Origin of the sequence: Saccharopolyspora gregorii, from assembly GCF_024734405.1 — a bacterium.
Classification (GTDB): domain Bacteria; phylum Actinomycetota; class Actinomycetes; order Mycobacteriales; family Pseudonocardiaceae; genus Saccharopolyspora_C; species Saccharopolyspora_C gregorii.
In genome coordinates, this window is record NZ_CP059556.1 from 5,419,184 (window position 1) to 5,439,698 (window position 20,515).

The 20,515-nt window shown below is 73.9% G+C and carries 22 protein-coding genes and 1 pseudogene; 15 read left to right on the top strand and 8 right to left on the bottom strand.

Annotated elements, in window-relative coordinates; translation table 11 throughout:
- Window positions 1-22 precede the first annotated feature (22 nt).
- The 9 genes from H1226_RS23605 (at window position 23) to H1226_RS23645 (ending at window position 6,748) form a co-directional block, all read left to right on the top strand.
- A complete protein-coding gene (locus tag H1226_RS23605) occupies window positions 23-505 on the top strand; it encodes an RNA polymerase sigma factor (protein WP_258342703.1) in 483 nt (160 codons plus the stop codon).
- The gene (locus H1226_RS23610) at window positions 502-1,104 is read left to right on the top strand and encodes a methylated-DNA--[protein]-cysteine S-methyltransferase (protein WP_258342712.1); all 603 of its coding nucleotides are present in this window, start codon (window positions 502-504) and stop codon (window positions 1,102-1,104) included. The genes H1226_RS23605 and H1226_RS23610 overlap by 4 nt, the downstream gene beginning before the upstream one ends.
- Window positions 1,105-1,475: 371 nt before the next feature.
- Window positions 1,476-2,168, top strand: a complete 693-nt coding sequence (locus H1226_RS23615; RefSeq protein WP_258342714.1) for an alpha-ketoglutarate-dependent dioxygenase AlkB family protein — start codon at window positions 1,476-1,478, stop codon at window positions 2,166-2,168.
- The gene (locus tag H1226_RS23620; protein ID WP_309148757.1) at window positions 2,150-2,752 is read left to right on the top strand and encodes a DNA-3-methyladenine glycosylase I; all 603 of its coding nucleotides are present in this window, start codon (window positions 2,150-2,152) and stop codon (window positions 2,750-2,752) included. The genes H1226_RS23615 and H1226_RS23620 overlap by 19 nt, the downstream gene beginning before the upstream one ends.
- Window positions 2,752-3,591 carry a DNA-3-methyladenine glycosylase family protein gene (locus H1226_RS23625; protein ID WP_258342717.1) on the top strand — a complete coding sequence of 280 codons (840 nt, stop codon included), beginning with the start codon at window positions 2,752-2,754 and terminating at the stop codon, window positions 3,589-3,591. The genes H1226_RS23620 and H1226_RS23625 overlap by 1 nt, the downstream gene beginning before the upstream one ends.
- A 142-nt stretch (window positions 3,592-3,733) precedes the next feature.
- On the top strand, window positions 3,734-4,159 hold the full coding sequence (locus H1226_RS23630; protein WP_258342719.1) for a Fur family transcriptional regulator: 426 nt from the start codon (window positions 3,734-3,736) through the stop codon (window positions 4,157-4,159).
- A 20-nt stretch (window positions 4,160-4,179) separates the two neighbouring features.
- Entirely contained in the window at window positions 4,180-5,643 is a 1,464-nt protein-coding gene (locus H1226_RS23635) for a catalase (RefSeq protein WP_309148758.1), read from the top strand.
- Between the two features lie 78 nt (window positions 5,644-5,721).
- Window positions 5,722-6,108: an ankyrin repeat domain-containing protein gene (locus H1226_RS23640; protein ID WP_258342721.1), complete on the top strand. Its 387-nt coding sequence runs from the start codon at window positions 5,722-5,724 to the stop codon at window positions 6,106-6,108.
- Window positions 6,109-6,325: 217 nt separating this feature from the next.
- Window positions 6,326-6,748: a pyridoxamine 5'-phosphate oxidase family protein gene (locus H1226_RS23645; protein ID WP_258342724.1), complete on the top strand. Its 423-nt coding sequence runs from the start codon at window positions 6,326-6,328 to the stop codon at window positions 6,746-6,748.
- A 326-nt stretch (window positions 6,749-7,074) separates the two neighbouring features.
- On the opposite strand, the gene cobF is transcribed toward H1226_RS23645, so the two are convergent.
- Genes cobF through H1226_RS23675 form a run of 6 tightly spaced genes read right to left on the bottom strand, consistent with a single transcriptional unit; the run spans window position 7,075 to window position 13,849 of the window.
- Complete coding sequence (gene cobF / locus H1226_RS23650; protein WP_258342727.1) at window positions 7,075-7,851, bottom strand: precorrin-6A synthase (deacetylating); 777 nt, start codon at window positions 7,849-7,851, stop codon at window positions 7,075-7,077.
- A 44-nt stretch (window positions 7,852-7,895) separates the two neighbouring features.
- Window positions 7,896-8,807 (bottom strand): NAD-dependent epimerase/dehydratase family protein, encoded by a 912-nt coding sequence (locus tag H1226_RS23655; protein ID WP_258342729.1) that lies wholly within the window; start codon window positions 8,805-8,807, stop codon window positions 7,896-7,898.
- A complete protein-coding gene (locus tag H1226_RS23660) occupies window positions 8,804-9,712 on the bottom strand; it encodes a hypothetical protein (RefSeq protein ID WP_258342730.1) in 909 nt (302 codons plus the stop codon). Before H1226_RS23660 ends, H1226_RS23655 begins: the two co-directional genes overlap by 4 nt.
- Window positions 9,709-12,399, bottom strand: coding sequence for a PEP/pyruvate-binding domain-containing protein (locus tag H1226_RS23665; protein WP_258342733.1), 2,691 nt, complete (start codon window positions 12,397-12,399; stop codon window positions 9,709-9,711). The genes H1226_RS23660 and H1226_RS23665 overlap by 4 nt, the downstream gene beginning before the upstream one ends.
- Window positions 12,399-13,043: a methyltransferase family protein gene (locus H1226_RS23670; RefSeq protein WP_258342734.1), complete on the bottom strand. Its 645-nt coding sequence runs from the start codon at window positions 13,041-13,043 to the stop codon at window positions 12,399-12,401. Before H1226_RS23670 ends, H1226_RS23665 begins: the two co-directional genes overlap by 1 nt.
- Entirely contained in the window at window positions 13,040-13,849 is an 810-nt protein-coding gene (locus H1226_RS23675) for an AfsA-related hotdog domain-containing protein (protein ID WP_258342736.1), read from the bottom strand. Before H1226_RS23675 ends, H1226_RS23670 begins: the two co-directional genes overlap by 4 nt.
- Window positions 13,850-14,360: 511 nt before the next feature.
- On the opposite strand from H1226_RS23675, the gene H1226_RS23680 reads away from it, so the two are divergent.
- Entirely contained in the window at window positions 14,361-14,936 is a 576-nt protein-coding gene (locus H1226_RS23680; RefSeq protein WP_258342737.1) for a UTRA domain-containing protein, read from the top strand.
- Window positions 14,937-15,001: 65 nt separating this feature from the next.
- Window positions 15,002-15,592, top strand: coding sequence for a cysteine hydrolase (locus H1226_RS23685; protein WP_258342746.1), 591 nt, complete (start codon window positions 15,002-15,004; stop codon window positions 15,590-15,592).
- Window positions 15,593-15,607: 15 nt separating this feature from the next.
- Here the strand turns inward: H1226_RS23685 and H1226_RS23690 are convergent, their stop codons facing one another.
- The gene (locus H1226_RS23690; RefSeq protein ID WP_258342748.1) at window positions 15,608-16,150 is read right to left on the bottom strand and encodes a TIGR02611 family protein; all 543 of its coding nucleotides are present in this window, start codon (window positions 16,148-16,150) and stop codon (window positions 15,608-15,610) included.
- A 35-nt stretch (window positions 16,151-16,185) separates the two neighbouring features.
- Window positions 16,186-16,857 carry a DUF3159 domain-containing protein gene (locus H1226_RS23695; RefSeq protein ID WP_258342750.1) on the bottom strand — a complete coding sequence of 224 codons (672 nt, stop codon included), beginning with the start codon at window positions 16,855-16,857 and terminating at the stop codon, window positions 16,186-16,188.
- Between the two features lie 235 nt (window positions 16,858-17,092).
- Here H1226_RS23695 and H1226_RS23700 point away from each other — a divergent pair.
- The 4 genes and pseudogenes from H1226_RS23700 to H1226_RS23715 form a co-directional block, all read left to right on the top strand.
- Window positions 17,093-18,019, top strand: a pseudogene (locus tag H1226_RS23700) (ATP-binding protein); the annotation flags it as partial.
- Window positions 18,016-18,489, top strand: coding sequence for a hypothetical protein (locus H1226_RS23705; RefSeq protein ID WP_258342751.1), 474 nt, complete (start codon window positions 18,016-18,018; stop codon window positions 18,487-18,489). The pseudogene H1226_RS23700 and the gene H1226_RS23705, both read left to right, overlap by 4 nt.
- Window positions 18,490-18,659: 170 nt before the next feature.
- Complete coding sequence (locus H1226_RS23710; RefSeq protein ID WP_258342757.1) at window positions 18,660-19,403, top strand: response regulator transcription factor; 744 nt, start codon at window positions 18,660-18,662, stop codon at window positions 19,401-19,403.
- Window positions 19,400-20,512: a sensor histidine kinase gene (locus H1226_RS23715; RefSeq protein WP_258342758.1), complete on the top strand. Its 1,113-nt coding sequence runs from the start codon at window positions 19,400-19,402 to the stop codon at window positions 20,510-20,512. Before H1226_RS23710 ends, H1226_RS23715 begins: the two co-directional genes overlap by 4 nt.
- The last annotated feature ends 3 nt before the right edge of the window (window positions 20,513-20,515 follow it).

Below are 20,515 nucleotides of genomic sequence, written 5' to 3' on the forward strand. Positions count from 1 at the left end.
CGCCCGGCGTCTACTGGACGTGATGAGACCGTTCGAGCAGATCGTCGCCGAGCACGGGGCGGTGGTGCTGCGGGTGTGCCGGGCCGTGCTCGGGCCGGTCGACGCCGAGGACGCCTGGTCCGAGACGTTCCTCGCCGCGCTGCGCGCCTACCCCGAGCTGGACGAGCACGCGAACGTGCAGGCGTGGCTGGTGACCATCGCGCACCGCAAGGCCATCGACGCCACCCGCGCCCGCGCCCGCCGCCCGAACCCGGTCGAGCAGGTCCCGGAACGGCCCGCGCACCGCGGGCGCCCCGAGGACTGGGACGGCGACCTGTGGGAGGCGTTGGCCGCGTTGCCCGACAAGCAGCGCACCGCCGTCGCCTACCACCACCTCGCCGGGTTGCCCTACGCGGAGATCGCGGCCATCACCGGCGGCAGCACCGACGCGGCCCGCCGCGCCGCCGCCGACGGGATCCGGGCGCTGCGCCGCAGCTACCCGGCTTCGGGAGGAGGAACACGATGACATCCGACGGGTTGTTCGACGCGCTGCCCGAGACCGACGCGGGCACCCTCGCCCGGCTGCACGACCGCGTGGTCGCCGCCGCCACCGCGGACGGGCTGCTCGACGTCGCCTACCGGACCGTGCCCAGCCCGGTCGGGGAACTGCTGCTCGCGGCCACCGAGGACGGGCTGGTGCGCGTCGCGTTCGGGGCCTCCGAGCAGGTGCTGGCGTCGCTGGCCGAGCGGATCAGCCCGCGGGTGCTGCACGCGCCCGGCAGGCTCGACGGGGTCGCGCGGCAGCTCGACGAGTACTTCGCGGGGCGCCGCACCTCCTTCGAGCTGGCGGTGGACCGGCGGCTGTCCCGCGGGTTCCGGCGCACCGTGCTAGCCCGGCTCGCCGAGGTCGGCTACGGGCGCACCGCCAGCTACGCGCAGCTCGCCGCCGCCGCGGGCAGTCCGCGGGCGGTGCGGGCGGTCGGCACGGCGTGCGCGACGAACCCGCTGCCGATCGTGGTGCCGTGCCACCGGGTGGTGCGTTCCGACGGCAGCGCCGGCGGGTACGTGGGCGGGGCGGAGGCGAAGCGGACCCTCCTGACCCTCGAAACCACCGGTTCGGAGTGAACGGACCGTTCGTCCCATCCAGTTGGGCAAACGGGCCGTTCACCCCGACCAGACGTTCGCACACGACCGAACCCACGTTGAGTGAACGGACCGTTCGTCCCATCTAGTTGGACAAGCGGGCCGTTCACCTCAACCGGACGTTCGCACACGACCGACTTTGATCGGAGTGAACGGACCGTTCGTCCGATAGAGCTGGACGAAGGGGCCGTTCACCAGGCGACGGTGGGGCGGCAGGGCTCGCTCTGCCGGTCGGCACCGAGTGAACGGACCGTTCGTCCCATCTAGTTGGACGAACGGTCCGTTCACTCCCCCAGCACGACGCGGCGAGGCGGGGTGCCGGCCGGCTTCCGCCGAGGAGGAGGATCGGAGCGATGGGTGCACCGCTGTTCTCGCTGCCGCCCCGGGTCGTCGCGCCGGGCGCGGTGCACGTGCCGGGCTGGTTGGACCTGGACCGGCAGCGGGAGCTGGTGGCGGCGTGCCGGGAGTGGGCGCGCGGCCCGGTGCCGATGCGGGCGGCGCGGCTGCCGAGCGGGCACCGGATGTCGGTGCGCACGGTGTGCCTGGGCTGGCACTGGTACCCGTACGCCTACAGCCGCACCGCCGACGACGCGGGCGGCGCGCGGGTGGCGCCGTTCCCGGGCCGGCTGGGCGAGCTGGGCCGGGCGGCGCTGGCCGCGGCGTACGGTCCGGCGGAGGCCGCGGACTACCACCCGGACGCGGCGCTCATCAACTTCTACGACGAGCACGCCAGGATGGGCATGCACCGGGACGAGGACGAGCTGTCCCGGGCACCGGTGGTGTCGTTGAGCATCGGCGACACCTGCGTGTTCCGGTTCGGCAACCCGGAGTCCCGCGGCCACCCGCACACCGATGTGCAGCTGTGCTCGGGGGACCTGTTCGTGTTCGGCGGCCCGTCGCGGCTGGCGTACCACGGTGTGCCGGCGGTGCGCCCGGGCACGGCGGACCCGGCGTGCGGGCTGCGCTCGGGCCGCCTCAACATCACCCTGCGGGTCACTGGACTGGCCCCGGAACGCGGAGGAGAAGCGTGCGCGAGCGGGACCTGATCGTCGGGGAGGACGGGCTGGCCCGTCCGCCGTGGGCGGCCGCCGATCCGCTGCTGCGGGAGTACTACGACACCGAGTGGGGATTGCCGGTGCGGGGCGAGCAGCCGCTGTTCGAGCGGATCTCGCTGGAGGGCTTCCAGGCCGGGTTGTCGTGGGCGACGATCTTGCGCAAGCGCCCGGCCTTCCGGAAGGCGTTCGACGACTTCGACCCGGACCGGGTGGCGGCCTATGCGGAGGAGGACGTGGCACGGCTGCTGGCGGACGCGGGGATCGTGCGCAACCAGGCGAAGGTGCGGGCGACGATCGGGAACGCGCGGGCGACGGTGGCGTTGCGCGAGCAGGGCGGCCTGGACGCGCTCGTGTGGTCGTTCCGCCCGGAGCGGACGCCGCGCCCGCGCTCGATGAGCGAGGTGCCCACGACGTCCCCGGAGTCGGTGGCGCTGTCGAAGGCGTTGCGCGGCAATGGTTTCCGCTTCGTGGGTCCGACGACGACGTTCGCGTTGATGGAGGCGGTGGGCATGGTGGACACGCACCTGCTGGGCAGCCACCGCCGGGGTTCGTCCGGGTTGTGGCCGGAGCGGTGATGCTGCGGATCCCGATCCGGGGCCCGTTCGCGGTGGATGCGGCGGTGGCGGCGCTGGCGGCGCACGCGCTGCCGGGCGCGGAGCGGGTGGACCGGGAGCGGCGGTGCGTGCGGCGGCTGCTGCCGCTGGCGGGCGGTCCTGCCGAGGTGTCGGTGCGGCTGGCGGCGGATCACGTGGCCGTGTCCGGGGAGGCCGGTGGCGCCGAGGAGGAGGTGGCGGCGCTGGTGCGGCACTGGCTGGGGTTGGACGCGGACGTGGCGCGGATCGACGCGGTGCTGGCGGCGGATCCGCTGCTGGAGCCGTTGGTGGCGGCCCGGCCGGGGCTGCGGGTCGTGGGCTGGGCGGACCGGTTCGAGGGCGCGGTGTCGACGGTGCTGGGCCAGCAGGTGAGCGTGGCGGCGGGCCGCACGTTCGCGGCCCGGTTGCTGGCGGAGTACGGCGAGCCGCAGCCGGGCGGGCTGGTCGCGTTCCCCGCGCCGGAGGTGCTGGCCGCGGCGCCGCTGGAGGAGTTGCGGACCGCGGTGGGCGTGCCGCGGTCCCGCGCCCGCACGGTGCGGGCGCTGGCGGCGGCGGTCGCGGACGGGTTGCCGCTGCGCCCAGGTGCGGAGGTGTGCGGGGAGCTGCTGGCGCTGCCGGGCGTGGGGCCGTGGACGGTGGAACACCTGGCGTTGCGCGCGTTCGGCGACGGGGACGCGTTCCCGTCAGGCGATCTGGTGCTGCGGCGGGCGTTGGACGCGGAGTCCGCGGCGGCCGCGGCGGAGCGGGCGCGGGGGTGGTCGCCGCATCGGGCGCACGCGGTGTTCCACCTGTGGACCGCGACCGCGTACGGGGTGCGGTGAACTTCGGGCCCCGGTCGGGCGAACGCGCGGGGCCGGTACTTGCGCGAGGGCCTTCCCCACCTGCGAAGACGTGATCTTCGGGGCGCCACGCCGCGCCGCAGCTAAACTTGACTAATTCCAGAAAAGCTGGTTGTCTCGGGTCATGCCGGTCATCGACGCCACCGCACTCCTGCGCGACGCCGCGCTGCGCGTCACGCGCCCGCGGGTGGCGGTGCTGTCGATGGTCGCGAACCACCCCCACTCGGACACCGACGCCATCGCGACCGCGGTCCGCCGCGAGCTCGGCTCGGTGTCCACCCAAGCGGTCTACGACGTGCTGCGCGCGTTGACCGAGGCCGGCCTGGTGCGGCGCATCGAACCTGCGGGCTCCCCCGCCCGGTTCGAGACCCGCGTGGGGGACGACCACCACCACCTGGTGTGCCGCGGCTGCGGCGGCATCACCGACGTGCGCGGTGCGGTCGGCGAGGCGCCCTGCCTCGACGTCCGCGACTCGCGGGGATTCACCCTGGAGCGGACCGAGGTGACCTACTGGGGCACCTGCCCGGCCTGCCGCGCGCGAACCGAATGAATCCCGAACAGGAGCCGATCTTGCCGGAGAACAACCAGAAGCCGTTGACGACCGCCGCGGGCGCGCCGGTTCCGGACAACCAGAACTCCATGACCGCCGGTGCCCGCGGCCCGATGCTGCTGCAGGACGTGTGGTTCCTGGAGAAGCTGGCCCACTTCGACCGCGAGGTCATCCCCGAACGCCGCATGCACGCCAAGGGCTCCGGCGCGTTCGGCACGTTCACCGTCACCAACGACATCACCCAGTACACCTCGGCGAGCATCTTCTCCGAGATCGGCAAGAAGACGGAGATGTTCGCCCGGTTCTCCACCGTGGCCGGTGAGCGCGGTGCCGCCGACGCCGAGCGCGACATCCGCGGCTTCGCGCTGAAGTTCTACACCGACCAGGGCAACTGGGACCTCGTCGGCAACAACACCCCGGTGTTCTTCTTCCGCGACCCGCTGAAGTTCCCCGACCTGAACCACGCGGTGAAGCGCGACCCGCGCACCAACATGCGCAACGCCGAGAACAACTGGGACTTCTGGACCAACCTGCCCGAGGCGCTGCACCAGGTCACGATCGTCATGTCGGACCGCGGCATTCCCGCGTCGTACCGCCACATGCACGGCTTCGGCTCGCACACCTACAGCTTCATCAACGCCGAGGGCGAGCGGTTCTGGGTGAAGTTCCACCACCGCACCCAGCAGGGCATCAAGAACCTCACCGACGCCGAGGCCGAGGCCCTCGTCGGCAAGGACCGCGAGTCGCACCAGCGCGACCTGTTCGACTCGATCGAGAACGGCGACTTCCCGAAGTGGAAGCTGTACGTGCAGGTCATGCCGGAGGCGGACGCCGACGGCTACCGGTTCCACCCGTTCGACCTGACCAAGGTGTGGTCCAAGAAGGACTACCCGCTGATCGAGGTCGGCGAGTGGGAGCTCAACCGCAACCCGGAGAACTACCACGCCGACGTGGAGCAGGCCGCGTTCACGCCCGCGAACGTGGTGCCCGGCATCAGCTACTCGCCGGACAAGATGCTGCAGGGCCGGCTGTTCTCCTACGGTGACGCGCAGCGCTACCGCCTCGGCGTCAACCACCACCAGATCCCGGTCAACGCGCCGAAGATCCCGGTGAACTCGTACCACCGCGACGGTGCGATGCGCGTGGACGGCAACCAGGGTGCGACCCCGGGCATCGAGCCGAACTCGTACGGCCGCTGGCAGGAGCAGCCCGCCTACCGCGAGCCGCAGCAGGCCGTGGGGGCCGTCGCCGACCGGTTCAACTACCGCGAGGACGACGACAACTACTTCGAGCAGCCCGGGAACCTGTTCCGGAGCATGACGGCCGAGCAGCAGCAGGTGCTGTTCGCGAACACCGCCCGCGCGATCGACGGTGCCTCGCAGGCCACCATCGAGCGGCACATCCACAACTGCACCCAGGCCGACCCCGCCTACGGCGAGGGCGTCCGCAAGGCAGTGGAGGCCCTGGCGGCCGGCAACCTCTGAGTCGATACCGAATTCCCCGGCGTGGCGCGCGGTTCCGCGTGCCACGCCGGGGTTTCTCTTCCGTTGGGGAGGACTTCCATGAGCGACGGCGGGCTCACCCCGGAGCAGACCGAGCGGGTCGTGGCGATCGCGATGGACCTGGCCCGGGAGGGCGACACCGCGCAGCTGCTGGAGTTCGTCGAGCACGGGCTGCCGGTGGACGTGGCCGACGCGGACGCGAACACGCTGCTGATGCTCGCCGCCTACCACGGGCACGCCGCCACGGTCCGCGCGCTGCTGGACCGGGGCGCCGACCCGGACCGGCGCAACGCGCGGGACCAGTCGCCGATCGCGGGCGCGCTGTTCAAGGGCGCCGACGAGGTGGTGGCGGTGCTGCGCGAGGCGGGCGCCGACCTGGACGCGGGCACCCCGACTGCGCGGGACGCCGCAACTCTCTTCGGCAGGCAACACCTCATCGCCGACTGACGACAAGGCTCTTCCTGTCAGCGGCGAAGCCGATGAGCAACGACCCGGCAAGCGACCGGCACCGCCGCGGGTTCTCGGCGCCCTCCTCGCGAGGACGGCGTTTTCGCATGTGGCGGAGAAACGCTCTCGCAGCGAGGAGGGCGCTGAGGTTCCGCCACCCCGCCCCCGAGCAGCAGGAGTCGAGCACCAGTCAGGGGTCGCGGCTAGCGTCGGGTGCATGGCTCTTTCCCAGCAGGAACGCGAAGATTTCCTGGCCGAACCACACACCGGTTCGCTGGCGGTGGCCGAGGGTTCCGGCCGCGCCCCCTTGGCGGTGCCGATCTGGTACCACTACGAGCCCGGCGGCGAGCTGTGGATCAACACGGGTGCGGACACCCGGAAGACCCGCGCGATCCGGGCCGCGGGCCGGTTCAGCATGCTGGCGCAGCGCACCGAGCCGACGGTCCGCTACGTTTCGGTGGAGGGCCCGGTGCTCTCGATCGAGCCGGGTTCGGTGGAGAGCTCCCGGGTGATGGCGGCCCGCTACCTGCCCGCGTCGCGGGTGGACGAGTTCGTCGAGTTCGAGCGGGCGCAGCTCGGCGAGCACGTGGTGATCCGGATGCGCCCAGAGCACTGGCTGTCCGCGGACCTGGGCGGCTGATCCGGCGTCACACGGCGGGGATGATACCGCCGTGCCGTTGTCTGGCAGCGGCGAAGCCGACGAGCGGCGACCCCCGAGCAACCGGCACCGCCGCGGGTTCCCTCACGAGGACGGCGATGTCGCCACGCGTGGGCCGTGCATCAGAAATCGCAGCCACACCGGTAAAGCGGGCAGCGAGCGAACCGCTGACCGACTGTCTTCGAACCTTGCCCGGTGGGCTCTTCGCCTGCTTCTTCGGCAGCGGCGGAGCCGCTGAGCCGCCGACCACGTACGCAACCCGGCCACCGGCGGGTTCTCAGCGGTGGACGGCGGAGTGACCGGGGGGTTCAGGAAGGTGGGCGCAGCAGGCAGCTGTCCATGATCCAGCCGTGCCGGTCGCGGGCCTCGGCGCGGAGTTCGGCGATGCGGTCGGCGACCTCGTCGAGCGGCCCGGCGACCGAGAGCTCGTCGGGCGTGCCCACGTAGGCGCCCCAGTGGATCCACCAGCCGCCGCCGCGCCGGGCCGCGATCGCTCCCGGCACGTCCAGCATCACCAGGGTGTCCTCGCGCAGGTCCGGCCGGTCCACGCCGGGACGGCCGGTGGTGATGCGGACGGGCCTGCCCACCCGGGTCCAGGTGGTGCCGTGGTGCGCGGCGAGCGCGGAGATGCTGCTGATGCCGGGGACCACCTCGCAGGTGAGGTCGCCCGCGGCGCGGATCTCCGCGAGGACGTCGAGAGTGCTGTCGTAGAGCGCCGGATCGCCCCACACCAGGAACGCGCCGGTCTCCCCCGGCGCGAGCTCCTCGTGCACGACCCGCGCCCACTGCTCGGCGCGGCGCCGCCGCCAGTCGTCGACCTGCGCGCGGTACTCGTCGGTGCCCGCGGTGGTGCGGTCGCGCGGCGGGTCGGGCATCGCGACGGTCCGGGCGGAGTCGGCGGCGTGCTCGCGGAGGATCTCGGCGCGCACCCGCAGCAGCCGTTCGGTGCGCTTCCCCTTGTCCGGCAGGAAGAACACGTCGGTGCGGCCGAGGGCGTCGACCGCTTCGAGGGTGAGGTGGCGCGGGTCGCCCGCGCCGATGCCGATGGCGATGAGGTGCCTGGCACCCGCCGACGTTCCGCTCACGACGACCTCCCGCTGTCCGCTGCTCCGGGCCCCATCCTCCCCGGTCAGCCCGCGCGATCCTCGGCGAGGTGCGCGCGGTACCAGGCGAGGGAGCGGGCGAAGCCGACCTCGAACGGCGTCGGTTCCCGGCCGCTGCCGCGCCAGGCGGCGGTGGAATCGAAGTACCGGTCGCAGGCCAGCAGCGACAGCTGGTCGGCCGCGCCGGGCAGCCGCTGCACCGCGTCCCGGTAGGACATGTCCCGCTGCGGCGCGGGAACGCCGAGGTCCGCGACGATCCGGTCGACCAGCGCGCGGACCGGCACCGGCCGCGGGTGGTTCGCGTGCAGCACCCGGCCCGGCGGCGCGCCGTCGACGGCCAGTGCCGCGATGATCTCGGCGAGGTCGTCCACCCACACCATGCCGAGCCGGGGCCGGGCTCCCTCGATCGTGCTGCCGGTCGCGGCGAGCAGCCGGGCGAGGCCGGGCACCACCCAGCGGTCCCCTGCGCCGTACACGAAGTAGGGGCGGACGACGGTCCCGCCCGCGGCGAGCACCGCGTTCTCCCCGGCGAGCCGGGTCTCGCTGGTCACCGACTCCGGGCGGGGCCGCACCTCGTCCTCGGCGGGTCCGCGGTGCTCGCCGCGGCCGTAGACGGCGGCGGTGCCGAGCTGCACGAAGCGGTGCACGCCCGCGCCGCGCGCCTCCGCCAGCAGCGCCCGCACGCCCGCGTCGTTGACGGCCCGGCAGGTGTCCGGGTCCGAGCCGACGGCGGCGGCCAGGTGCACCACCGCGTCCACGCCCGCACAGCTCCCGCGCAGCGAGGCCGGATCGGCCAGGTCGCCTTCGACCTGCTCGTCGTCGTCGCCGGTGCGCCGGTGGTGCACGAGGGTCCGCAGCCGCACCCCGCGCTCCCGCAGCGCCCGGCGGGTGGCCGCGCCGACGAACCCGGTCGCGCCCGTCACCAGCAGTGCCGTCATGCCCAGCTCACCACCGCTGCTTGGCACACCAGTGCCGCGTACCACCCGAGCACGAAGGTCATCGCAAGCCCGGCGGGCCAGGCGCGGCTGCCGCCGAAGAACCGCCGCGCCCCGACGGCGGGCAGCACCAGCGCGCAGTACGGCAGCAGCCGCCCCAGGTCGGCGGCGCCGTCGAGCTCCCACGGCCGGAACAGCACCGCGGCGGAGGCGGCGGCCAGCGCCGGTGCGGCCAGCACCAGCACCGCGCCGCCGACTGGCCCGACGACGTTCGAGTACAGCCGCGCATCGGCCGGGGCCGTCCACGCCGTCTTGCGGGCGAACTCGAAGTGCAGGAACACGCAGGAGAAGCACCCGATCAACCCGATCGCGGCCGGGTCGAGCCCGCCGGTGGCCGAGACGCACACGTACACGCTCAGCAGCACCTGCACCGGATAGGTGATCGCGAGGTTCGGGAACAGCGCGTCCCGCAGCCGCGCCGACCGGCGCTCCAGCACCACCAGCAGCAGCGCGTAACCCAGGTCCAGCGCCAACACCGCCACCGAGACCGCCTCGACCAGCGCGTTCGCCAGCACCAGCAGCGCGGCGAACAGCAGCATCCAGCGCCGCAGCTCGACCGCGGTGATGGAGCCGCGCACCAGCGGCCTGCCGGGGTTGTGCTCCCGGTCGTAGTCGAGGTCCTTCTGCTCGTCGACCATCCGCAGGTACAGCAGCACCAAGCCGACCGAGCATATCCGCACCGCCGTGCCCGCCGACGGCGCCCACCGGTCGCCGGCGACGACGGCGAGCGACCCCTCCAGCGCGAGCACCCACAGCACCGCGTACGTGCCGTAGACCTTCGGCGGGAACACGTCCAGCACGAACCGGCCCAGCCGAGCTCCCGCCCCGGGAGCGGCGGTGGTGGTCACGACGGCACCTCCAGCACGGTGACCTCTCCGGAGGCGCCGTCGACGGCGATCCGCGCCCCGTCCGGGATGGCGGTGGTGGCGCCGCGCAGCGACACCACGGTGGGGATGCCGAACTTGCGGCCGGTGATCGCGGTGTGCGACAGCATGGTGCCGCGCTCCACGACGATGCCCTTCGCGGTGAGCATCAGGAACAGCCAGCCGGGATCGGTCTCGCGGGCGATGAGGATCATGCCCTCGCCGGGTTCGACGGGGTCGCGCGGGTCGAGCACGATCCGCGCGGTGCCTTCGACGCGGCCGCTGCTGGAACCGAGGCCGCGCAGCTCTCCCCCGCCGGGGTCGGCGGCGGCCCGCACGGCGCCGAGGGAGGTGGTGACCCCGCCGAGGGTGCTGAACCGCTCGGGCAGTTCCGGCGCGTCCTGCTCGAATTCGGCCTTGCGGACGGCGGCGACGGCGCCGAGGTCGCGGGTGACGCCGGTGCCGTCGAAGTGGCCGAACACCTCGTCCTCGGTCAGGTGCACCACGTCGGCGGCGGAGCGCAGCACGCCCTGCGCGGCGAGGTCCTCGCCGAGCGAGTGGAAGACCGTCTTGGCGAGGCCGAACAGTTCGCTGCGGCAGTAGCGCGAGTTCTCCCGGTGCCGCACGCTGCGGCGCAGCTTGTCGAGCAGCCGCCGCAGCACGGCGAGCTTCGGGGAGCGGGCACCGAGGGCCGCGGTGAGCCGCCGCTCGGCGTCGGCGCGGATGCGCTCCTCCCGCTCGACGAAGGTGGCCCGGTCCAGGCCGGCTCGGGCGTAGTCGGCGACCGTGCGCAGCAGTGCGCCGGGTTGGGCGCGCAGCGTCGGCTGTTCCATCTTCAGGTCCTGCACGCTGCGGTCCCCGTAGCGGTGCAGGTGCTCGTGCACCGCGGCGCGGAACGCGTCCCCGTGCCGACCACCGTCCACTTCGGACCACACCTGCGCGGCGGGCCGGTCGTCCATCGCGGCGAGGAACTCCGGCCGGGCGCGGGCGAGTTCGGCGAGGCCGACGGCGGAGAGCACGGCGGCTTCGCCGCGGTTGCGCTCGCCGCCGCACAGCAGGTCGTTGAGCACGCCCTCGTCCAGCCCCGGCGCCCACTTCGCGAGCAGCCCGCGGACGGCGCCGGTGGTGGCCGACAGCACCGAGTCGTTGATCAGCGTGACGCCCCAGTGTGCGCCGACCTCCCGCCACGCGGCGCGGAAGTCCGCGATCCGGGCCAGCGGGTCCCGCTGCGCCCAGTCCACCGCGCGGCGCGGTGCGATCACGCCTTCCCACCAGGTCTCGAACTCGCGCATGGCCCGGTCGTGCCGGGCCAGCGCCCGCAGCAGCCGGGCGAGCGGACCGGCGAGCCTGCCGACCACTCCGGGCCACGTCGGCGCCAGCGAGCGCAGCGAACCCTCGCCGCTGACGGGCAGGCCCATCATCTGCTCCCAGGAAGCCCGCAGCAGCGGGAAGAACGCGACCTGACCGTGCAGGTGCAGCCACGAGTCCAGGTCGTAGTAGACGCGGCCGCCGAGGTAGCCGATCATCCGCTCCAGCTCGGGCCCGCTCGCGTCGAGCAGCGCCCGGTCCACGCCGTAGCGGCGGTACAGGTCGTGGAAGATCGTGCGGTAGAAGCCCCGGGCGAACGAGTAGGTCAGCGCGGTCGTGGTGCCGGAGAAGCTCTCGGTGACGTTCGCGTTGCTCCACTGCTTGCGGGTGGACAGGTCGATCGCGATGGGCCGGGCCTGCACGAGGCGGATGGTGCCGTCCTCGGTGAGCACGCCTTCGACGTCCTGCGGGGCGCCGAGCAGCGCCGCGACCCGGGCGCCGAGCGCGGCGACCTCCCGCACCTGCGCTTCGTCGAGCACCGGCGCGTCCCGCAGTTCCGGCGGCACCGGCAGCGGGACGGGCCCGGCGTCGGGGCGGTCCGGGTCGAGGCCGAGGAGTTCCGGCTTGTGCGCGAGGTGCGACTCGCAGCGGCCGGTGGCCGAGCGCAGGAAGTAGTGGTCCACGCCGACCTTCTCCTGCACGACGCCTTCGCCGATGCCGTGCCCGGCGGCGAGCACCGCGTCGTCGGCGCCGGTGGCCGGATCGCAGGTGAACAGCACGAAGGACTTGGCGCCCAGCACCATCTCCTGCACGCCGACGGACACCGCGAACCCGTCGAGCGCGAGCCCCTGGACGTGCCGGTACAGCAGCGCTTCGGCGGTGAACCCGGACGCCCAGCACTCGCGGACCCGGTCCAGGACGCGGTCCCGGCCCACGTACAGGAAGCTCTCCCCCATGCCCGCGAACGGGTCGGCGGCGGAGTCCTCGCTCTCCCGCTCGGAACGGCCCACGCTGGAGGAGCGGACGGCGACCAGCGAGCCGGGCGCGAAGGTCGCGTCGAACGCGTCGAGCACGGACCGTTCGACCCCGGCGGGGAACGGGACGTCGAGGAACAGGTCGCGGATGGCCTTCGCGGCGGCGTCGAGGGAGGCGCGGTCGGTGAAGTCGATGCCGTCCAGCTCGCGGCGGATCCCGCCGCCGATCTCGCGCGCCACGTCGCGGAAGACGGCGGCGTCGAGGCAGCAGAACCGCGGCACCGGCAGGCCCGCGGCCCGCATCTCGGCGAGGCGCGCGAACTTGTTGCCGACCTGCGCGCCGGTCGGCCGGGCGTCGTCGTGGATCATCGCGGCGGTCACCGGTCCCATCACCACACCGCCGGGATGAGCCGGGGGCGGTCGCGCGCGTAGTCGGGGTAGTCGGGCAGCCGCATCAGCGTGTCCTCCTCGACGAGGACGCGGCGCACCACGGCGGGCACCATGAGCGCGGCGAACGCGAGCACCCCGTACGGGTTCAGGAACGCGGCGACCAGCCCCAGGTGCGCGAACACCATGCCGGTGTAGGCGGGGTGGCGCACCAGCCGGTAGGGCCCGGTGCTGACGATCGCGTGCCCGTCGACGGTGCGGACGCGGTGCGAGTAGAAGCGGCCGAGCCGGTGCACGGCGGTGAGCCGCAGCACGACCCCACCGAAGAACACGGCGACGGCGGCGGTGCGACCGAGCCCCCACCCGTCCCAGGTGTTCGGGGGCAGCGCGACGGCGGCGAGGACGGCGAGCCGGGACAGCCCGTAGAGCTGCAGGCTGCCGCGGTCGGCGGAACTGGTCTCCTGCACCGAGCCCTGGAAGGTGACGCGGGATTCCAGCAGCGTCCACGCCAGGTAGGCGAGCAGGACGGCGGCTTCGCCGGACGCGGGATCACCGTCGAGCAGGCGGCCGCCGATCCCCCAGGCGAGCACCAGCATCCCGCACAGGAAGATCGCGGGCGGGAAGAGGCTCTCCAGCTTGCGGTTCATCGTGCTGCTTCCCGGTTGGCCCAGCGCAGGTGGTCGTACACGCGCGGGGGAACGATCATGCCGGTGAGCCGGACGGAGCCGATCACGTCGCCTGCGGCGAGCAGGTCCACGGCGAACTCGACGCGCTTGCGCCGCATGGTCATCGTGGTGGTGCGGAGCCGGACGTCCTCGGTGGCGGCGACGGGGCGGCGCTGCTCGTGCCGGACCCCGTTGAGCACGTACTTCCAGTCGTGCGCCACGTCCCACACCTGGTGCCCGACCAGGGTGATCAACTGGCGGGCGCTTTCGACGAGTTCGAGCGCGGAGCGGTGCCGCGGGTCGCGGCGGCGCAGCGCGTGGTCCGGCGCGAAGTCGAGGATTCGCGCGGTGCAACCGGAATCGTCGCCGGTGAAGTCGCCGATGGCGACGTTCTCCGTACGGTGGCGGTGCACCAGCTCCCGATCGACCGGTACCGGTGCGGGCAGCACGGGGCCGGGTGGCGGCGGGTCGTGGTGGTCGCGCAGCGACACGTTCCCGTCGGCGACGACGAGTCCGCCGGAGGAGCAGTACGCGTCCCAGCGCTCCCCGTCGGTCGCCGGGCTGCTCATCAGCACTTCGACCGGGCGGTCGAGCTCGCAGAAGTGGTGGAACTCCACGGCCAGCTCCGCGACTCGGCCCGGGGACGCCGAGGCGAGCCCGGCGATGCCGTCGAGCAGCAGCATCGCGGGCAGGTGGTCCAGCGGGTGGTCGAAGAAGAACGCGTCCGTCGGATCGGAGACCATTGATCCGATCATCGTGTGCACGACGGAGTCGATCGTGACGCTCATGTTTCTCCTCAAGGCCCGGGGAAGTCGCCGAATGGTCCGGTCGCCTATTCCAGGACTACCGGAAGTTGATCTAGTGGAATTCCCAGTGTTGACCGGAGAGGCACCAGCGCCCCCGGTGCTCCCAGCGGCGATCAACGGAGAAACCGAGCATCCAGCCCGCCTTCTAGGGAAATCAGCAGTCCTCGGCATCAGGACTCCTGCGCTGGTCCCGAGCCCGCGACGATCCCCACCACGCGGGCGGACATGCCATTTTCCGCACCGCGTCGCGCATTTCACCGGCGAACCGGGGAAATCAGCGGACCGAATCACCGGGAACCGGAGCTGCGCACCGCGACAACGCCGGGACCCCATTCCGGCGATCCCCGCGCGAAAGGCACCCGGTGCCTTTTCGGGCCGCGAGGACCGCGACCACCCGATCGGCGACGCCGACTCCGGCGGCGGTTCCGCGGCCCGGCACCGGCGCGGTGCGACGATGACCCGCGGACGACGCAGCCCACCCGAGGAGGGGCCGATGAGCGCGGCGGAGCACGACGACGAGGGCGGCGCGGCCACCGGCCCGCCGCGGGTGGCGCGGCTCGACGCCCGCGAGCGGCTGAGCCGGGCGCGCCGGGAGCGGAACGAGGGGGCCTTCCTCGCCGAGGCCGCCGCGCAGGGCTTCGTCCCCGACTCGTCCACCCAGGTCTGGTTCGAACCGGCCGCCGACCTCGCCGAGCCGTTCGGGATCCACGCCGGGGACGAGATCTGCGTCCGCGACCGGGTGCTGCGCGCCGACGGGCACCCGGTGCTGCTGGCGGTCTCCCGGTTCCCGCGGTCGATCACCGCCGGGACGGCGCTGGAGCGCCCCGACACCGGGCCGGGCGGCGCACCGGCCCGCCTCGACGAGCTCGGCCACGGCGCCACCCGCTACGAGGAGGTCGTCACCGCCGCGATGGCGACCGAGCTGGAACGGCGGGCGCTGGAGACCGAACGCGCACCGCTGCTGCACGTGCGCCGCACCACGTGGAGCGGGGACCGCGTCGTCGAGCTCACCGACGTGAAGATGCCCGCCGGCGCCGCCGAACTCCGCTACTCCTGGGACGCCTGCTGACCACCACCGCCGGCACCCGGGCGACCGACGGGCGGTTCGCTGCCCGGGGGCGGGAGGATCGGAGCATGAGCGGGAAGTGCGCCGTGCTGGCGCTGCACTGGCAGGTCAACGTCATCGCACCGGAAGGGTTCTTCGGCGACCTGCTCGCCGCTCCGGTCGCGCGCAGCGGGGTGGTGGCGCGCGCCGCGCGGTTCCACGCTGCCGCCGCCGCGGCGGGCGCCGAACTGGTCTTCACCCGCTTCACCGTTCCCGCCGGGGAGGGCGAGCTGGTCCGCAACACCGAGTTCATGCGCGCGGTCGGCGAGGCGCAGGAGTCGTTCCGCCCCGACGCGCCGGGCGCGGCGCTGGTCCCGGAGCTGGCCGGACGAGCGGGCCTGGTGGTGGACAACCAGAAGCTGTCCGGGCTCGCGGGCAACGACCTGCCCGCCCGGCTGCGCGACCGCGGGGTCGGGACGCTGTTCCTCACCGGCGTCGCCACCGACCTCACGGTCGAGCAGACCGCCCGGCACGCCACCGACCTGGGCTTCCACGTGCACGTCATCACCGACTGCACGGCGGCCGCCGAGGAGGCGACGCACCGGGCGTCCCTCGCGGCGCTCGCGCGGACCACGGCGGGCAACCGCACCGCGGCGGAGGCGCTCGCCGCCTGCCGGTAGGCCGGGCCCGGCACGTCAGCCGAGCGGGGACGCGAGCCACGGGAGGTTGAGGCCGATCAGGCCCGCGCCGAACTCCAGCGCCCCGAGCAGCCACACCGTGCCCAGCACCACGGCGCCGGTGCCCGCGAGCAGCAGCAGGCGCACCGCGGGGTGCCGCCCGCGCTGCCACGCGTCCCACCGGTCGTACCCGCGGCGCAGGAAGGCGAGCGCGCGGCGGGCCGGCTCGAACTCGGTGCCGAGCACGGCGAGGCCCGCGAACGCCACGACCCAGCCCGGCCCCGGGTACGGGATCATGACGATCCCGGCGACGAGCACCGCGGAACCGGCGATGCCGACCCCGGTACGCCACGCGACTTCGGCGGCGCGGTTGCGGCGGGCTCGTTCCCGCTGCCCGCGGTACCGGTCGCGGAGGCTCGGGCGTGCCGTGGCGGCGGGTTCGGTGGCGCCGGACTCGGTGGCGCCGGGCCCGGCCGGGGCTGACCCGGCCGGGTCGAGTTCGGTCGTCGCGGATCCGGTCGCGGATTCGGCGGTGGATCCGGTGGTGGCGGTGCCGGTCACGGTCGTCCTCCGGGTCTGCTGCGCGTGCGGTCCGCTCACGACTTCCGGAGGAGGCGCTTGCTGCTGCGGCGGAACGCCCAGACGACGACCAGCGCGCCGAGCACCGTCAGCGGCGTCCCCATCGCGACGCGGGCCACCGCCAGCCCACCGGTCGTGTCGATGACGTAGAGCCACTGCTGCACCGCGAACCGGGCGCCGAACACGAGCGCCGCCGCGAGGGTGGCGAGGTCGTGGGCGCGCAGGCTCGGCCGGTCCTCCCGCCACGGGTTCGTCCCGCCGTGCACCAGGTTCCAGACCACGCCGGTCACCGGCCGCCGGGCCAGCAGCGAGCCCGCGGTGAGCACGAACCCGGCCAGCGCGGCCCAGATCCCGATGGCGAAGAAGTCCTTCGCCGACCCAGTCCACGCGGCGAGTCCCACGGCGACGCCGACCGCGACCAGCCCGCCGACGGCGGAGGCGAACTTCTCGCCGCGCAGCATCCGGAACGCGGTCAGCAGCACGGCGGCGCCGACCGAGACGGCGATGGTCACCGGCAGCGGCAGGAACGAGTTCGCCCCGGCGAAGACGATGACGGGTGCCGTGGAGTACACGAATCCCACCGGCCCGCCGACCTGGTCCAGCACCGACGGCTTCGGCGCCTCGGCCGCGACGGCCTCGATGCGCTCGGTCGGCCGCTCGTCCCGCACTTCCTGTTCCACGTTCGTCATGGCCTTCGCTCCTCGATCGACATCCGGTGACGAGGAGAAGGAGAAGCCGTGCCGCAACGTCATGCTCAAGGCACTGCGACGCACGTCACACCGAGGGGGCGCCGCTACCGCCACTGGTCCACATCGGACACTCTGCTCGGTCCATCCACATCGGACGCTCCCGCGCCGCCCAGGCCGTCCCGGATCAGCATTCCGGCCGGGCTCCGCCGCCATCGGCGTCGATCCGCGCGGCACCGGGCCGTCCGCCGTCATCGCGGCCACGCTGGCGGTGCTGTCCGCGCGCGGCGTGCTGCGCCCGGCCCGGGAACTCGCCGAGGCGGCGCGGCGGCTCGGCGGCGGGGACCTGCGCACCAGGATCGAGGTCCGCGGCTCCGACGAGCTGGCGCAGGTGGCGCGCACGTTCAACGACACGGCCGCCGCGCTGGAGGCGCACGTCGAGCGGCTCCGCGCGATGGAGGCCGACGCGCGCCGGTTCGTCGCCGACGTCTCGCACGAGCTGCGGACCCCGCTGGCCGCGATGGTCGCCGTCAGCGACCTCCTGGAGGAGGAGGCCGAGCGGCTCCCCGCCCACGCCGGGGACGCCGCCGCCCTCGTCGGCCAGGAGACGCGCAACCTGGACCGGCTGGTGAACGACCTCATCGACATCAGCCGGTTCGACTCGCAGGTGGCCGCGCTGGCGCTGGACGAGCTGGAGGTCACCGGCCTGGTGCGGACCACGCTGCGCTCGCGCGGCTGGTGGGACCGGGTGCGGGTCGAACTGCCGCCGGAGGAGGTCGTGGCGCGGCTCGACCCGCGCCGGGTGGACGTCGTCCTCGCGAACCTCGTCGGCAACGCCCTGCGGCACGGGCGGCCGCCCGTCACGGTCTCGTTGCGCGCCGACGAGCGGTGGCTGACCTTCGTGGTCCGCGACTCCGGCGACGGGCTCGGCCCGGAGGTGCGCGCGCACGTCTTCGACCGCTTCTACAAGGCCGACACCGCCCGGACCAGGTCCGAGGGCAGCGGGCTGGGGCTGGCCATCGCCCGGGAGAACGCCCGCCTGCACCGCGACGGCGAGCGCACCGGCGGCATCGCGGCCGACGACGCCCCGGAAGGCGGGGCGGTGTTCACGCTGGCCCTGCCGAGGTGGGCCGAGGATTCCGGGGACGGAGGTGGACGACCGTGAAGCGCAGGAACGGGCTGGTGCTCGCGCTCGGCATCGCGGTGCTCGCCGCCGGCGGGTGCGGGGTGCGCTCCAGCGGGGTGATCACCGGGTCCTCGCCGCCGAGCGGCGTGGCCGACCCCGCGGCGGGGACCACGCTGTACCTGGTAGCGGACGGGCGGCTCGAAGCGACCACGCGGCCCGGCCCCGCGATGTCCAGGGCCGATGCGCTGCGGTTGCTGGCGATCGGGCCCACCGCCGAGGAGCGCGCCCGCGGTCTCGGCAGCGAGGTCCCCCCGGAGGCCGTGCCCTTCGCGGTGAGCACGCGCCCGCCCGGGCGGGTGCTGGTGAGCACGTCGATGCCCGCCGCCGACCTGTCCGGCACCGCCGTCGAGCAGATCGTGTGCACGGTCGCCGCCGGGACGCCGGACGCCCGCGCCACCGTCCAGCTACTCGGCCGGGACCCCGTGCCCCGGCGCTGCGCGGGAGGGTAGCCGGTGGTCGCGGACATCCGGGGAGCCCGGGCCGGGGCGGCGGGCGGCCCCCACCGGCGGCGGTGCACACCGCAGGAGGAAGATCCCAGGCGGACCGCCCGCCGCTGCGCAGCGCGCCGGCGCCCGCCGGCGGCGAGTGGCGAACTCGACATCGGGGACAGGATCGGAACATGACGCAGCCAGGTGCGGCTACGGACGGCGGCTCGCGCGCCGCGGGGCAGCGCGTGCTGGTCGTGGAGGACGATCACGAAGTGGCCCAGGTGATCTCCGATTACCTGCACCGGGCCGGGTACAGCGCCGTGGTCGTCTCGGACGGCGCGGTCGGCCTGGAACTGGCCAACCAGACGTCGCCGGACCTGGTGGTCCTCGACGTGATGCTGCCGGGCCTCAACGGCATCCAGGTCTGCCACCGGCTGCGCGCCCGCAGCCAGGTCCCGGTGATCATGTTGACCTCGATGGGCAGCGAGAACGACCGGTTGCGCGGCTTGGAGGTCGGCGCCGACGACTACCTGACCAAACCGTTCAGCCCCCGCGAACTGGTGATGCGGGTGCAGGCGGTGCTGCGCCGGACGACGGCGATGCCGCCCGCTCCCAGCAGCCCGGTCCGCCGGGTCGGCGACCTGGAGGTCGACGAGGCCGCGCGGACGGTCACCAAGGCCGGGCGCGCGCTGACGATGACCAACAAGGAGTTCGAGCTGCTGGCGTTCTTCCTCGACCACCCGGGGCGGGTGTTCCGCCGGGACGAGCTGCTGCGCGAGGTGTGGTCCTACGACTTCGGCGACGCCTCCACGGTCACCGTCCACGTGCGCCGGCTGCGCTCGAAGATCGAGGACGACCCGTCGCGGCCGACGGCGCTGGTGACCGTGTGGGGCGTGGGCTACCGCTTCGACCCGCCCGGCGGAGCCGCCCGGTGAGCCCGTGGCCGGTGGTGCTGATCGCGGCCTGCGAGTCGGTCGGGGTGGGGCTGCTCGGGGCGGCGGTGCTGCGGATGCTGCGCCGGTGCTCGGTGGACGTCTCGCTGGTCGCCGTGGTCGTGATCACCGTGTGCGCGATGAACGTCAGCGTGCTCACCGTGGTGCTGCTGGTCGGGGCGGACCGGTTGCCGGTGTCGACGAACCTGGCGGTGAACGCGGTGGCCGGGGTGGTCTCGATCGGCATCGGCCTGCTGCTGGGCCGCTCGGTGGTGCGGGGCAGCAGGCGGTTGGCGGACGCGGCGCGCGACTTCGGCCGGGACCAGCGGTTCCGGCTGACCGACGAGCTGCCGACCGCCGATCTCGCCGATCTGGCCCGGCAGCTGCGGGCCACCAGCGACAAGCTCGCGGAGTCGCGGAAGCGGGAGCAGGCGATCGAGGCGTCGCGGCGGCAGCTCGTCGCGTGGCTCTCGCACGACCTGCGCAGTCCGCTGGCCCGGTTGCGGGCGATGGCCGAATCCCTGGAGGACGGGGTCGCCGACGACCTCCCGCACTACTGCCGCAAGATCCGCGCGGACGCCGACCGGCTGAGCGACATGGTCGACGACCTCTTCGAGCTGTCCCGGCTCCAGTCGGGGACGTTGCACCTGACCCTGCGCGAGGTGGCGGTCGACGACCTGGTCAGCGATGCGGTGGCGGGCTTCGACGACCTGGCCGTGCGGCGCGGCATCCGGTTGCGGCCGGACCACGTCGAGCCGGTCACCGCCGCGGTGGACGAGCGGATGATGACCCGGGTGTTCAACAACCTGCTCTCGAACGCGCTGCAGTACAGCCCGCCGGGCACGGCGGTGGCGCTCGGGGTGCGGGCGCAGCGCGGCTGGGCGGTGGTGTCGATCTCGGACGAGTGCGGCGGGATCCCGCCGGAGAACCTGGCCGCGGTGTTCGACGTGGGCTGGCGGGGTGCGCCGCGCACGCCCGGCGCCGAGCGGGGCGGTGGGCTCGGGTTGTCCATCGCGCAAGGGGTCGTACAGGCCCACCGGGGTCACGTGTCGGTGCGCAACGTGCCGGGCGGGTGCTGCTTCGAGGTGCTGCTACCGCTGGCGGGGGGTTGACGC